Below are 15,104 nucleotides of genomic sequence, written 5' to 3'. Positions count from 1 at the left end.
TGCAATAAAAAAACCGAAATCTAAATGATCTCGGCTCTTTTAAAATCATCTAGGGCTTAAGATGCAGTTTGGACTTTCATATCCATCGCGGCACGTTTGCTTTCAGCTTCTTTCAAAATACGCTGATGTAATGGTTTACGGAAACCCAGTAAGAATACGAACTCAGCTAAAACGAACAATGGGCCAATTGCCAAACCAATCAGATCATCAACGAATGCTGGTTTTTTCTTTTCAAAATAATGTCCTACAAACTGAAAGACCCAGCCTACAACAAAAATACCAATGCTAGCACCTAACCAACTCCACATAGATAAAGCTGCAATTTTTACTGAAAAAGGATAAGCCAATACCAACAAAAGCAGCATTAAAGTGCCAAATAGCTTATCGAGTGTAAGATAATAAATACTACTTAAAACAATGAGCAGCATTGCCAATGTCATAGGAAAACCTGATATCTCGATGCCTGCTCGCGCAGTTAAACATAAGATTGAGAAAACAATTAAAGGAATCCCCACAAAATGGGTCATAATATTATTTCGATCTAAATGGTAAGCAGCATACTGACTGAGTTGTCGTTCCAAATTTGTCATTGCTCATTCCTCATATATTTAGTTTATGCTGTTAATCTATAAGAAATGAATATGTGAAATTGTCATGTAGCTGACAAATGGATTTATTTTTAACAAAGGAAATGTTGTGTTAGATGCAATTTATATTAAACATTTACATCAAAATGCTTGGTTCAGTCACCTAGATTTACCATTTCAAAACTTCATCATCAAGCATGGAAAAAAATATAACATAGAAAAAAATGCTGCCGTATTTCATGCTCAAGACCTTTTTGATGGTGTTTATGGTGTGCTTGAAGGATCGATTAGTTTGGGATACATCGATGTGAATGGGAATGAGGCGATTGCTGCAATTGCTGAACCTATCATGTGGTTTGGAGAAATTTCTCTTATTGACCAGCAACCACGCTCTCATGATGCTATTGCACTCAAGAAAAGTGTCGTTTTACAAATTCCAGCACAATCACTTAAAGCATTTCTACTGCAAAATCCCTATTACTGGTATTACTTTGCTTTGCTTACCAGTCAAAAACTCCGTTATGTCTTTTTAGAACAAATTGCAATTCAGACTCAAAGTATCAGCCAGCGTCTTGCACAACGTTTATTATTTATACTTGAAGGCTATGGCAATCGCTCTTGTATCAAAGATTTCAATATTCAAATTTCACAAGATCAACTTGCCAATATGCTAACAATCTCAAGACAAACCGTTAATCAAGAATTAAATCTATTTGAAAAACAAGGAATCATCCAACTTGGTTTTAAAAAAATTGAGGTGATTGATATTGAAAAGTTAAAGAAAGTCGCTGCTGTCGGTTATCTAAAGCAATAAAGTGTTACGGCGATAGTATGATCTTATTTAGAAAATTAGATCATCTATTATGCAATACCCGCTTAACCTTAAACATAAATTAAAAGATAAACTCTCGCTATAAAACACTACACTTCAGTTTAAATTATTCACAAAATCATTTTGCTTTGTTGTTAAAAACTCGTCTAAATTAATCCTAAGCACTATCGCTTACCTGATTCAGATGACAATTATGAAAAAAGTCGCAACAATTCTAACAGCAGGATTATTCACCGTATTAAGCGCAAGTGCATTTGCTTGCCCGAAAGGAACTCAATTACAGGGTGGCACAGGACCAAATCATAAAGGTGGCAAGTGCGTAGCAGCAAATGTCGTAAAAACCCAAAAAGAAACCACGAAAGCAAAAGATACAATGAAACATGACACTATGAAAATGTCATCGGATACTAAAAAAGCAGCAACAACATCAACCACACAAATCAAGCAGGAAGCCGCAAAAACAGGAAAAACCTCATAACCCCAAACTCATGATAGCTTTAACCAGCTGAAGCGAGATTTATCATCTCGCTTTTTTATTTAGGTGAGGTATTGCCTAAAGCTGGATTGTCAATTGCATCTTTACACTGTGCCTTGTCTCGTTCGTAGTCAGCTTGCTTTTGCGTTGACGAACTCGCATTATCTTTAACATCTCTTGCCCAAGTATCTAGACTGGTCAATGCTTTACGGCATAGCGCATATTTTCCTTCAGTCACAGAATCCGTCATTTTGACATTAATTCGCCAATCGGTACTGAGTTGTCGTAATGGTTTTCTGACTTTATCTTCGATCTCAGCAGATTGTTTATTGTAGACAATTGGATCAATTTCATTAATGAGCTTCCAAGCAGCTTGTGCGTAACTTGTTGCATCATTATTAAGTTTGGGAGCTGCTTTAATTTCCACTTTTTTTTCTGGCTGATTGCTTGAATGATCACATGCAGTCAATAAAAGGCTGCTAAACAACATTATTGTCGCTACATGAGTTTTTGTATTAAACATATAAAATCGCCAATGGAACATCTGCGCATTATGCTAGTCAATTCAGCAACAATACACAATCGTTGTTACTTATTTATCCCATAGAACAATCTACGCTCTAAAGAATTGATTTAATGCCAATATCATTTAAAGTGGTGAAATAAAAATATCATGTGAATCAAAATTTCTAATCTTAATTTTGGAATAACTTATTTATGTCTCAAATCAAAATTTATGCACTACATCAAACGATTCAACAATTTAGAACTCAATTGTCAGATGCTATTCACCAAGCACTGGTTACAAGCCTCGATTATCCTGTAGAAAAAAAATTTCAGCGCTTTATTGCTTTAGCCCCAGAAAATTTTATATATCCAAATGATCGCAGTGAACAATATTTGATTATTGAAATTTCAATGTTTGAGGGGCGAACAACTTCGGCAAAAAAACAATTTATTCAATCAATTTTTTCTAATATTCAGCAGCAATGTGGTATTTCCCCACAAGATATTGAAATTACAATTTTTGAAACCCCAAAATCAAATTGGGGAATCCGTGGTCAAAATGCAGATGACTTACGACTTAACTATCAAGTCAATGTCTAAACAGATCAACACGATGATAAGTCATATTTTTTGTCTAACAAAACCTTGTTTTTTTGTATCAGGCAAGCTTAATTCATCAAAAAGTTCTGCTATGCTTAACCACAAATTACTCAGGATAGGATTACACGCATGAGCGTCACTCTTGGAACTCCACTTCAATCTTCTGCATTTAAGGTTTTACTGTTAGGTTCTGGGGAGCTAGGTAAAGAAGTTGTGATTTCTTTACAACGCTTAGGTGTCGAAGTTCATGCCGCAGATCGTTATGATCATGCACCAGCCATGCAAGTTGCACATTTTTCTTATACCTTGAATATGGCTGATCCAACTGAATTAAAACAACTCATTGAAAAAATTCAACCCAATTTGATTGTTCCTGAAATTGAAGCGATTGCAACTGAAGTGCTTGTAGAAATTGAACAAAGCCAAACAGCAACCGTTATTCCTTCAGCTAAAGCAGTCAATCTCACAATGAACCGCGAAGGAATTCGTCGTTTAGCTGCTGAAGAACTCGGTCTACCAACATCAGCTTATCGCTTTGCCAGTACTTTAGAAAGTTTCCGCGCGGCATGTGATGACATCGGTTATCCAAACTTTGTAAAACCTGTGATGTCATCATCGGGTAAAGGTCAGTCTCGCGTTAAAAGCTTTGATGAAGTTGATGCCGCTTGGGAATATGCGATGCAAGGCGGTCGTGTTAACCAAGGTACAGTGATTATCGAATCACAAATTGATTTTGATTTTGAAATCACCTTATTAACAGTTCGTGCAAAAAATCCTAAGACTGGCGAAATCGAAACACATTTCTGTGATCCGATTGGACACCGTCAAGATGCGGGTGACTATGTCGAAAGCTGGCAACCTCAACCAATGACTGCTGCTGCCTTACAAGAAGCTAAACGTATCGCACACAAAGCAACAACTGCATTAGGTGGCTGTGGTATCTTTGGTGTAGAACTATTTATCAAAGGCGATAAAGTTTGGTTCAGCGAAGTTTCCCCTCGCCCACATGATACAGGTCTCGTAACTTTAGCTTCTCAATTCCAAAGCGAATTTGAATTGCATGCGCGTGCTATTTTAGGTTTACCTGTTAATACAGCTCGCCATAGCACTGCTGCAAGTGCCGTGATTTATGCAGGTGTAGATGCGAATAACCTCAGCTTTGATGGCTTGAATCTTGCTTTAGCCAATCCGAATACTGACTTACGTTTATTTGGTAAACCTGAAGGTTTTAAACGTCGCCGTATGGGAGTTGCAACAGCACGCGCTGAAACAACAGACCAAGCACGTAAATTAGCGCAACAAGCTGCTGACCAAGTGAGCGTACACACAAACTCTTAACTTAAATTGAGTAGACCCATTTTCATGATCAATACATCTCCTTTGCTGAACTATGTCACCAGTCATCAAGATATTAAAGCCATTAATCAATGGCGAACAGATGTAGAAAAGCAATTACAAGAGAGTTATGAAAATGGGCAAGCCATTCGTGAAGTGATTAAGGCTCGTTCAAACTCGATTGATGAGGCCTTAGTCTTTTTATGGAATCATGCTGAATTAAATAAAACTGAATTAGGTTTATTTGCGGTCGGAGGATATGGCCGTCGCGAAATGCTGCCATATTCCGATACCGACATTATGATTTTATCTGAAGATGAAATCAGCGAAGAACAAGAAAAACTGATCTCAACTTTTATTTCATCCTTATGGGATGTTGGTAATTTTAAACCAGGAATTAGCGTTCGTACGATTCAAAACTGTGTTGAACAAGCAGCAAATGATTTAACTGTTGCTTCAACTTTAATCGAGGCACGTTTAATTACAGGCAATGAACAACTGGCTAAATGGCCACGTCGTATTGTCGCCCAAACATGGACAGATAAAACGTTCTATGATGCCAAAATGGTGGAACAGACCAAGCGCTACGCTCAACACAATAATACTGAAAGCAATTTAGAACCAGATATCAAAAATGCACCTGGCGGTATTCGTGATATTAATCAGATTGGTTGGATTGCCAAACGTCACTTCCGTGTCAATCGTATTTATGATTTAGTCCACTTAGGCTTTATTACTGAATTTGAATTAGGCGTACTGGAAGAAGCTGAAAGTTTCTTATGGGAGATTAGAACCCATTTGCATCGTATCGCTAAACGAGATGAAAACCGCTTATTATTTGAATATCAAAGAGATATAGCAGCAAAATTTGGTTATGTTCGCGAAGAAGGTCAACCTGTGAACTTTGCAGTTGAACAATTCATGAAACGTTATTATCGAACAGCTCAACAAGTTTCAACGCTGAATGAGATGTTACTTGCCTATTTCAATGAATCAGTCATTACTCCTCGTCTGCCTGATTATGAACGCCAAATTATCGACATTAATGACCGCTTTAAAATTGTAGACGGCAAACTCGCTGTTCAGCATCACAAAGTATTTTCTGAAGAGCCGAGTGCAATTTTAGAACTATTCTATCTGTTAGCCAATCGACCAGAAATTACAGGCATACGTGCCCGTACCTTGCGTCTTCTTGTGCTCGCAGCAAAACGGATTGACCAACGTTTCAGGGACAATCCAGAACATCAAGCATTATTCATGTCAATTATTCGCTCACCGCACTTATATGACACGATGGTGGCGATGAAACGTTATGGCGTACTAGGGAACTACATTCCTTCGTTTGGACAGATTACAGGATTAATGCAGTACGATCTGTTCCATATCTACACTGTAGATGCACACACCTTATTATTGCTCAGAAACTTAAGTCGCTTTAAAGAACCTGAATTCGCTAAAGAATTTCCTGTGGTGAGTTCAGTATTCCAACGTATTGCGCGTCACGATATTGTCTATATGGCAGCAATTTTCCATGATATTGCGAAAGGTCGTGGCGGTGATCATAGTGAATTAGGGGCATTAGATGCCATCGAGTTCTGTCGCACGCATGGTTTTACTGAACGTGAATGTAAACTTGTAGCATGGTTGATTAACAATCATCTACTCATGTCCCTTACTGCACAGAAAAAAGATATTTCTGATCCAGATGAAGTCAAAGAATTTGCCGAAAAAGTCGGTGACATGGAACATTTGGACTATCTATACACTTTAACGGTCGCTGATATTAATGCCACCAATCCTAAACTTTGGAATACGTGGCGTGCTTCCCTTATGCGCCAGTTGTATACCTATGCGCGAGATGTCATTCGTTCAGGCTTAGGTCGTCCTGTTGACTATCAAATGTTAATTGAAGACACCAAATTTGCTGCCAGTGAATTATTGGTCAATGACTTCTCTCTCGCGGAAGTCGAAAAAGTTTGGCAAGAGCTTGGTGATGAATACTTCGTTAAAGAATCAGCCAATGAAATTGCATGGCATACTCAAGCGATTTTACAGCATGGCGATAACCCAGAGCCTTTGGTTTTATTACGCGCACATCGAAATGCTGCTGATGACGCCGTTCAAATCTTTATTTATACCCGTGATCAACCGAACTTATTTGCGACCACGGTTGCTGTCTTAGATCGCATGAATCTTGATGTTCAAGATGCAAGAATTATTACTGCAACCACCTCATTTAGTTTAGACACCTACTTAGTCCTTGATCGTTTTGGCACATTACTCACCGACCCTGATCGTGAACGTAAAGTGAAAGCTGCGCTTGTAGATGCACTGAGCCATTCAGATCAATATCCGGGTATTATGCAACGCCGCATTCCACGTCATTTACGTCATTTCGATGTACAAAATACCGTGGATATCGTACTGAATCCGACGTTACAACAACATATGGTTGAAATCTCAACACTCGATCAACCGGGTCTCTTAGCTCGGATTGGGGCATTGTTTATGCTCCAAGGTTTGGATATTCACTCAGCAAGAATTGCAACACTAGGTGAAAGAGCCGAAGATATTTTCTTTGTGACCAAGAAAAACGGTATATTACTCACCCATGAAGAGGTGAAAGCTTTTGCGGAAACGTTGAAAGCAGCTTTAGATGAAGCATCGAATCAAATTTGTAATCCATCTTAAAATCCCCTGAATCCCCCTTGGGTATGATGATCATGTCGTATCTTTGGGGACTTATAACGCTTATTTTGGGTAATTGTTTAAATGAACTCCAGCTTGTCTTTATTGCATCCCTATCCTTTTGAAAAGTTAAATCAACTTTTTAAAGATGTGCAACCTGCCAATTTACCATTGATTCCATTATCAATTGGTGAACCAAAACATCCTGCACCAGAGTTCGTTAAACAAGCAATCATTGATAATTTTGCACATTTGTCGACTTATCCTAATAGTAAAGGGCAACCTGAACTGCGCCAAAGTATTGCACAATGGCTTAGTAATCGTTTCAAACTGAATCATATTAGTGCAGAAGAACATATTTTGCCTGTTTCTGGTACACGTGAAGGTATCTTTTCTTTTGTGCAAGCCTTAATTAAACGCGAAGATGCACCGTACATCGTGATGCCAAATCCGTTCTATCAAATTTATGAAGGTGCTGCATTATTGGCAGGTGCAAAGCCTTACTTTATCAACTGCACCGAGGAAAATGGTTATTTAGGCGACTTTGATGCCGTTCCTGCGGAAGTCTGGGAAAACACAGCATTATTATTCGTTTGCACACCGGGTAATCCGACAGGGACAGTACTATCAAAAGAGCAATTCAAAAAGTTGATTGCGCTGTCTGATCAATATGGTTTTGTGATTGCTTCTGATGAATGTTATTCAGAGTTATGGTTTGATGAAGCACCGATTGGGCTTTTAGAAGTTTGTGCTGAAATAGGACGTGATGATTATAAAAATTGTATCGTATTCCATTCCCTTTCTAAACGTTCAAACCTCCCGGGTATGCGTTCTGGTTTCGTTGCAGGTGATGCGGCACTCTTAAAACCTTATTTGCAATATCGTACCTATCACGGCGCTGCGATGCCTGTTCAACATCAATTGGCTTCGATTGCGGCATGGAATGATGAGGCACATGTAGAAGAAAATCGTCAACAATACCGTGCTAAATTTGATTTATTCCAAACAGAGTTAGGACATTTGCTACCGTTACAAAAACCTGATGCAGGTTTTTATTATTGGTTGAAAGTTGATAATGATGAAACTTTTGCAAAAATGTTGATGGAAAAAGCCCATATTAAGGTGTTACCTGGTCGCTATTTATCTCGTGATACCGAACAAGGTAATCCGGGCGAAGGACACGTTCGGATGGCACTAGTCGCAGATTTAGCACAGTGTGAAGAAGTGGTAAAACGACTAAAAGCAATTCTTTAATCAATAAAATATCTGAAGAATCTATGTCAAAGCATGGATTCTTCAGCAACTTATGAAAGCTGTCCAATCATCAATATGGTGGCAATCAAAATCATTAAGCTCCCCGAAATACGACTGACTATTTTTACAGCTTGAGGTCGTGTACTTAATAATTTCTTCGCTGCGATTCCAACCAAAATATAAACTACAGCACAACTTAGCAAATGAATCATTCCTAACACAATAATTTGTGCTGTTGGGGAAAGTGCGACTTTGGGATGGATAAATGGAGGTAATAAAGCGAAGAATAACAACAGCACTTTAGGGTTTAATCCACTAATCCCCACTCCCTTAATTAGCCATGATTGAGCAGATTCAAGTGACTGATTTTGTTTAGTCTCATTTGAAATCACCACGGGGCGAATCAATAGACTTATACCCATCCAAAATAAGTAACAAGCACCTGCAATCGTCATGGTACTTAAAAGAATAGGATAATGGTTAAGCAAAGTGCCAACACCAGCTGCAACACATAAAATAGCGATTAAGTGACCCAACACCAAGCCAATCACCGCTGTCATAACAAACTGCCCCTTTATGCCAGCTAGAATCGCATAAGCCCAATCTGCACCCGGTGTTAAAACAAATAAAATTGAAACACACCAAAAAGCAAAAATTACACTTAGATCCATATCAGACACCTACTCGTCATCATTATTATTTTTCACCATTTGGTGAAAATAGATTTGAGAGAATAGGCTTTAATGCTTAAAATGTTATTCCAAATGTTTGCTTGTTTTTAAACCCAAAAGGTAGATTATTCCAAATGGATCGCATTGATAAGAAAATTATTGCTGAACTACAAGCAAATGGGCGATTATCTATCACCGAATTAGCTGAAAGAATAGGCTTAAGTCTATCCCCTTGCCATCGCCGAGTGAAAGCTTTAGAAGAATCTGGGGTCATTAAGGGCTATCATGCCGACCTTGAAGCGTCTCAAATTGGCTTTAATTTTGCGGCAATTATTTTTGTGACTTTAAAAGATGGTGATAAGCGGGCTTTGTCTAGCTTTGAAGAAAAGGTCAGTGAAATTGCAAATGTGATTCAAGCACAGCGACTGTTTGGCAATCCTGATTATTTGTTGCATGTGGTGACCAAAGATCTGGCAAGTTTTCAAAAACTTTATGACGACAGTCTATCTGCTTTACCGAATGTACAGCGCCTTACCTCCACGATTGTAATGAAAAGCGTGGTGACTAATCGCTTACTTCCTTTATAGCAATCTGAAATTATAGCGAGTGATTACTTTATAAGCCGTATCCTATTATATTGTGTTGAAACTCGCCCTTTATTAATTTTTTCATCTGTCAGTTTACTATTGACCATCTGTTGAAATCTTCGTCTATACTTAGGCCATCAATATTTGGCGATTATGGAAAGATGGCTTCTCAAACTCCCCAGAAAACTAAGAAAAAAATTTGGTTTATTTTAGCGATCATTGTTGTTTTTCTAATAATCGCAATCATGTTTTGGCAAACAAATAAAGCCAAAAACTCAGCAAATATGGAAAAGCGCAAAGGGGCAAATTCAGCAGAACAAAAAGCAGCTCTGACGGTAACGGTAGTTCAACCTGAACAGCAAAATTGGAAACAAAGCTTTACTGCAAATGGAAACATTGCAGCATGGCAAGAAGTCGTCATTGGGAGCGAGCTATCAGGTCAACGGCTTACTCGCGTCAATGTGAATGTTGGTGATGAGGTAAAACGCGGTCAAGTTTTAGCTGAAATTAACAGTGAAACAATACGTGCTGACCTCGCCGCAGCTCAGGCAAGTTATGCCGAAGCACAAGCGGTGTTAGCTGATGCGATCACCAATAACAAACGCATTCAACAACTTAAAAATACAGGGGCGATTTCTGCGCAGGAATCTACGCAATATCAAACCTCTCAAGCCACTGCACAAGCCCGTCTTGATGCAGCCAAAGCTCAAATTGAAAGTCATCAATTACGCCTAGCTCAAACCCAAGTGGTTTCACCTGATAATGGCGTTATTTCAGCACGTACCGCAACCGTTGGTTCTTTGGCACAGACAGGACAAGAACTTTTCCGTTTAATTCGAGATCATCGCTTAGAATGGCGCGCTGAAGTCACCTCATCTGATTTATATAAACTTAAACAAGGGATGACTGCACGCATCATTTCACCAGACCCAGCCCAAGCAACAGTCACAGGCAAAGTTCGGATGATAGCACCTGTGATTGATCCACAAACTCGTTACGGTTTGGTTTATGTCGATATTCCAACAACTCAAGCAGTTCGTATGGGTATGTTTGTGAAAGGTGAATTTGATCTCGGTGAAAAATCTGCTCTCACTATTCCGCAAACGGGGTTATTACTACGAGATGGTTTTTCTTATGTGTTTATTGTTGATCACAATAATCGTGTAACACAGCAAAAAGTCACTGTAGGTCGCCGTTTGGGTGATCGCGTTGAGATTATGGATTTACCAACACAAGTAAAATTGGTTTCTTCAGGAACTGGTTTCTTAACGGATGGCGATTTGGTCACTGTTGCTAAAGATATTCCTGACACACCTCTCAGCAAACAGCTTGTGACCACACAGGAGAAATAAGATGAATTTCTCTGCTTGGTCAATCCGCAATCCAATTCCGGGCATTTTATTGTTTATCATGCTTGGTTTGGCAGGATTGTTATGTTTTCACTGGATGAAAATACAACAATTCCCAGACATTGAACTTCCGATGGTCACCGTAAGCGCAGCGCTACCGGGTGCTGCCCCACCACAACTGGAAACAGAAGTTGCACGTAAAATTGAAAACTCGATTGCCTCTTTGCAAGGTTTGAGAAATCAATACACCAATATTCAAGATGGTGTTGTTACGGTTACAGCAGAATTTCAACTCGAAAAACCACTCCAAGAAGCGGTTGATGATGTTCGAAATGCAGTGTCTCAAGTTCGTTCTGATTTACCTGCCGATTTACGCGATCCGATTGTCAGTAAAATCAATTTGTCAGGCTCGCCAATTCTTACCTACACCATTCAATCACCCAAGATGGATGAAGAAGCACTGTCATGGTTTGTAGACTACGATATTGCCCGTGCCATGTTACAGGTGAAAGGTGTCGGTGCTGTCGCACGTGTAGGTGGTGTTACACGCCAAGTTGAAGTTGAACTTGACCCTGAAAAATTATTGGCATTGAATGCAACTGCTACTGATATTACCCGTCAATTACGCTTGATTCAGCAAGATGCCTCAGGCGGTCAAACCAAAATTGGGGGCAGCGAACAATCAATTCGTACTATTGCAACCGTTAAAACGGCTGCAGAGATTGGCGCAATGGACCTTGCACTCAGCGATGGTCGCCATATTCGCCTTGATCAAGTTGCATCTATTCGTGATGGAATTGCAGAACGACGCTCTGCTGCGCTATTGAATGGTAAACCTGTGATTGGTTTTGAAATTACTCGCAGCAAAGGTGCCAGTGAAGTCGATGTTGAAAAAGGTGTAGCTCAAGCATTAGAGAAACTAAAAGCCTCACATCCTGATATTAAAATTACAGAAGCTTTTAACTTTGTTAAACCAGTTGCAGATAACTATAAAGGTTCAATGTCGCTTCTTTATGAAGGGGCAATTTTAGCAATCTTGGTGGTTTGGCTATTTTTACGTGATTGGCGTGCAACAATTATCGCTGCAACTGCCCTACCACTGTCTATATTACCTGCTCTGATTGGGATGTATTACTTCGGATTTACCCTAAATACCGTGACCTTACTCGCCATGTCATTGGTTGTAGGTATCTTAGTCGATGATGCAATTGTTGAAATTGAAAATATTATTCGGCATCTGCGAATGGGAAAAACACCTTATGAAGCCGCTATGGAAGCTGCCGATGAAATTGGTCTAGCGGTCATTGCAACCACCTTCACCTTAATTGCAGTATTTTTACCAACAGCGTTTATGAGTGGAATTGCAGGTAAGTTCTTTGTTCAATTCGGTTGGACGGCTGCATTGGCAATTTTTGCTTCTTTATTAGTTGCACGTCTGCTTACACCAATGATGTCGGCTTACATTTTAAAACCGTGGATTGGTCAAATTGACAAGCAAGATGAAACTGTAGACAACCAAGCAAAATTAGATCATGGCACAACAAAATTAGCCAGAGACCGCGCCAACGATGGACGTGTCATGCGTGGCTATATGCGTTTAGTCACATGGTGTTTAAATCATCGTTGGGTCACTTTATTTGGGGCAATTGCCTTTTTCGTTGGCTCAGTGATGCTGATTCCTTTACTACCTACTGGTTTCGTTCCACCACCAGATACAGGGCAAACCCAAGTTCGTCTAGAACTCGCACCCGGTTCACAATTTGTTGATACCTTAAAAACAGCAGAATATGCACGCAATCTGATTAAAGATCATCCTGAAATCAAGAGTATTTATACAACCATTGGTGGTGGTGCAGCAGGAACAGATCCTTTTTCAGGGGGAGCTTCGAGCGAACCAAGAAAAGCTACATTAACCATTCAAATTACTGAGCGCTCTGATCGAAGTGCTAGCTTGCAAGAGATTGAGAATCAGATTCGTCAACGTTTAGCGCCATTGCCGGGTGCACGTATTCAAGTCGGTTTAGCAGGAAATAACACCCAGTATCAACTTGCACTTTCAGGCGATGATCCAGAAGCTTTGATGTCGACTGCACGCCAACTTGAACGTGAATTACGAACGATTCCAAATATCGGAGGTATTACCTCAAGTGCAGCATTGATTCGTCCTGAACTGGTGATTCGCCCTGATTTTGCCAAAGCCGCAGATTTAGGTGTGACCACCTATGATATTGCTGAAACTTTGCGTATCGCCACCGCAGGTGATTTTGATCAGAATCTAGCAAAATTAAACTTATCTCAACGTCAAGTTCCCGTTGTCATTAAACTTCCTTTGGCTGCTCGCCAAGATCAGGAGTTAATGAAACGCTTGATGATCAAAGGCAGCCACGGCCCTGTGATGTTAGGTACGATTGCAGATGTGAATATTGAAAGTGGACCATCGCAAATTGATCGCTTCAATCGTTTGCGTAATATCAATTTTAATATCGAGCTGAATAATCAACCGTTGGGTGATATTGCTGCTAAAGTCGATCAACTTCCAACCATGAAAAATCTACCGCCAACAGTTAAACGTACCAATATTGGTGATGCTGAAGTCATGCAAGAGTTATTCTCAAGCTTTGGTTTAGCAATGTTGACAGGTGTATTGTGTATCTACGTTGTTCTTGTTCTTTTATTCAAAGACTTCCTACAACCGATCACAATTCTGGTCGCTTTACCTTTATCTCTTGGCGGTGCATTCGTATTATTGCTTTTAGCAAAAAGTAGCTTTTCGATGCCAAGTCTCATTGGTTTGATTATGTTGATGGGGATTGCCAGTAAGAACTCGATTCTACTGGTTGATTACGCCATTATCGCAAGAAAGGAAAAAGATTATTCTCGATTAAATGCGTTGTTGGATGCCTGCCATAAGCGAGCACGCCCAATTATCATGACAACTCTAGCAATGGGTGCAGGTATGTTACCGATTGCGTTGGGTATCGGAACAGATCCAAGTTTCCGTGCGCCAATGGCAATTTCTGTTATTGGGGGGTTGATTACCAGTACCTTCTTATCGTTATTGGTTATTCCTGTAGTCTATACCTTCATTGATGATATCAACCGTAAATTACACAGCTTTAGAAAAACAAAGCCCACATCAATTGAACAGGCTTAAGCAATATTCAACAAAAAGACGGTCAAATGACCGTCTCTTTGTTGCTCAATATTATTTTTTTGCTAATGCATTTTCAATATCTGCTTCTAAGGCATCTGGTTTAGTCGTTGGAGCATAACGCCCTAAAACTTCGCCATTACGCCCAACAAGAAACTTGGTGAAGTTCCATTTGATATTGCGACTACCTAAAATGCCTTTCGCTTCACGCGTTAGAAATCGAAAAATAACATGTGCTTCAGGACCTTTTACATCGACCTTTGCAAACATTGGAAAACTTACACCATAATTTCTTTGACAGAATGCGCCAATTTCTTTATTCGTGCCGGGATCCTGACCACCAAATTGGTTACAAGGGAACCCTAAAACTTCTAAGCCTTGAGCTTTATATTTTTCATGCAACTTTTCAAGTCCTGCAAATTGTGGCGTAAAACCACACTTACTTGCAGTATTTACAATTAGCATGACCTTGCCTTTATAATCAGCGAGCGCTTTTGTTTCTCCCTCTAACAATTCAGCTTCAAACTGATAAATGTTACTCATGGATAGGTTTCCTCATCATTCTTTTCTTCTGTTTTAAGTTGTAATGATGCCGAATTCACGCAATAACGCAGTCCTGTCGGCTGTGGGCCATCCTCAAACACATGACCCAAATGTGCATCGCAATCATGGCAGACAATTTCCGTTCTGACCATACCATGCGATAAATCTTCATGTTCTTCTATCGCCACACTATCAATTGCTCTATAAAAGCTCGGCCACCCACAACCGCTATCGTATTTCGTTTCAGATGAAAATAGTTCTGCACCACAACATCGGCAGACATAAATACCATGCTGTTTGTTATTCCAATATTGTCCTGTGAATGCTGGTTCTGTACCTTTCTGACGAGTAATGCGATATTCTTCTGATGATAGTTCTCTTTGCCATTCCCGGTCTGTTTTATTGACTTTTCCCATAACCTACACCTTTTATTCTGATGTTAAAAATATCTCGATGATCAGGTTTTATATTTACGCCATTCATAACAAAAACTCTAGTCTCATAACGTACAATTTAGTGAAATTT

The 15,104-nt window shown here is 39.5% G+C and carries 14 protein-coding genes; 9 read left to right on the top strand and 5 right to left on the bottom strand.

Annotation, left to right across the window (positions count from 1 at the left end; genetic code table 11):
• Window positions 1–56 precede the first annotated feature (56 nt).
• Window positions 57–590: an Mpo1 family 2-hydroxy fatty acid dioxygenase gene (locus tag O1450_RS06300; RefSeq protein WP_269230113.1), complete on the bottom strand. Its 534-nt coding sequence runs from the start codon at window positions 588–590 to the stop codon at window positions 57–59.
• A 106-nt stretch (window positions 591–696) separates the two neighbouring features.
• Here O1450_RS06300 and O1450_RS06295 point away from each other — a divergent pair, with 106 nt between their 5' ends.
• Window positions 697–1,401 carry a Crp/Fnr family transcriptional regulator gene (locus tag O1450_RS06295; protein ID WP_269230112.1) on the top strand — a complete coding sequence of 235 codons (705 nt, stop codon included), beginning with the start codon at window positions 697–699 and terminating at the stop codon, window positions 1,399–1,401.
• A 211-nt stretch (window positions 1,402–1,612) separates the two neighbouring features.
• The gene (locus O1450_RS06290) at window positions 1,613–1,897 is read left to right on the top strand and encodes a hypothetical protein (protein WP_269230111.1); all 285 of its coding nucleotides are present in this window, start codon (window positions 1,613–1,615) and stop codon (window positions 1,895–1,897) included.
• Between the two features lie 55 nt (window positions 1,898–1,952).
• Here the strand turns inward: O1450_RS06290 and O1450_RS06285 are convergent, their stop codons facing one another.
• Window positions 1,953–2,417, bottom strand: coding sequence for a hypothetical protein (locus O1450_RS06285; RefSeq protein ID WP_269230110.1), 465 nt, complete (start codon window positions 2,415–2,417; stop codon window positions 1,953–1,955).
• Between the two features lie 194 nt (window positions 2,418–2,611).
• On the opposite strand from O1450_RS06285, the gene O1450_RS06280 reads away from it, so the two are divergent.
• The 4 genes from O1450_RS06280 (at window position 2,612) to dapC (ending at window position 8,278) form a co-directional block, all read left to right on the top strand.
• The gene (locus O1450_RS06280) at window positions 2,612–3,001 is read left to right on the top strand and encodes a tautomerase family protein (protein ID WP_269230109.1); all 390 of its coding nucleotides are present in this window, start codon (window positions 2,612–2,614) and stop codon (window positions 2,999–3,001) included.
• 120 nt (window positions 3,002–3,121) lie between these two features.
• Window positions 3,122–4,339, top strand: a complete 1,218-nt coding sequence (gene purT, locus O1450_RS06275) for a formate-dependent phosphoribosylglycinamide formyltransferase (protein ID WP_269230431.1) — start codon at window positions 3,122–3,124, stop codon at window positions 4,337–4,339.
• 24 nt (window positions 4,340–4,363) lie between these two features.
• Complete coding sequence (glnD, locus tag O1450_RS06270) at window positions 4,364–7,027, top strand: [protein-PII] uridylyltransferase (protein WP_269230108.1); 2,664 nt, start codon at window positions 4,364–4,366, stop codon at window positions 7,025–7,027.
• 81 nt (window positions 7,028–7,108) lie between these two features.
• The gene (gene dapC, locus O1450_RS06265) at window positions 7,109–8,278 is read left to right on the top strand and encodes a succinyldiaminopimelate transaminase (RefSeq protein ID WP_269230107.1); all 1,170 of its coding nucleotides are present in this window, start codon (window positions 7,109–7,111) and stop codon (window positions 8,276–8,278) included.
• A gap of 50 nt (window positions 8,279–8,328) precedes the next feature.
• Here the strand turns inward: dapC and O1450_RS06260 are convergent, their stop codons facing one another.
• Window positions 8,329–8,949 (bottom strand): LysE family translocator, encoded by a 621-nt coding sequence (locus O1450_RS06260; protein WP_269230106.1) that lies wholly within the window; start codon window positions 8,947–8,949, stop codon window positions 8,329–8,331.
• Between the two features lie 134 nt (window positions 8,950–9,083).
• Between O1450_RS06260 and O1450_RS06255 the strand changes: the two genes are divergently transcribed.
• From O1450_RS06255 to O1450_RS06245, 3 genes are all read left to right on the top strand, one after another.
• Complete coding sequence (locus tag O1450_RS06255; RefSeq protein WP_004661566.1) at window positions 9,084–9,536, top strand: Lrp/AsnC family transcriptional regulator; 453 nt, start codon at window positions 9,084–9,086, stop codon at window positions 9,534–9,536.
• Between the two features lie 161 nt (window positions 9,537–9,697).
• Complete coding sequence (locus tag O1450_RS06250) at window positions 9,698–10,888, top strand: efflux RND transporter periplasmic adaptor subunit (RefSeq protein ID WP_269230105.1); 1,191 nt, start codon at window positions 9,698–9,700, stop codon at window positions 10,886–10,888.
• A gap of 1 nt (window position 10,889) precedes the next feature.
• Window positions 10,890–14,039, top strand: coding sequence for an efflux RND transporter permease subunit (locus O1450_RS06245; RefSeq protein WP_269230104.1), 3,150 nt, complete (start codon window positions 10,890–10,892; stop codon window positions 14,037–14,039).
• Between the two features lie 51 nt (window positions 14,040–14,090).
• On the opposite strand, the gene O1450_RS06240 is transcribed toward O1450_RS06245, so the two are convergent.
• A complete protein-coding gene (locus O1450_RS06240; RefSeq protein ID WP_087536210.1) occupies window positions 14,091–14,579 on the bottom strand; it encodes a glutathione peroxidase in 489 nt (162 codons plus the stop codon).
• On the bottom strand, window positions 14,576–14,995 hold the full coding sequence (msrB, locus tag O1450_RS06235) for a peptide-methionine (R)-S-oxide reductase MsrB (protein WP_269230103.1): 420 nt from the start codon (window positions 14,993–14,995) through the stop codon (window positions 14,576–14,578). Before msrB ends, O1450_RS06240 begins: the two co-directional genes overlap by 4 nt.
• Window positions 14,996–15,104: the final 109 nt, after the last annotated feature.

This window comes from Acinetobacter sp. TR11 (assembly GCF_027105035.1).
Classification (GTDB): domain Bacteria; phylum Pseudomonadota; class Gammaproteobacteria; order Pseudomonadales; family Moraxellaceae; genus Acinetobacter.
This window is presented reverse-complemented; position numbering and strand designations above follow the sequence as displayed.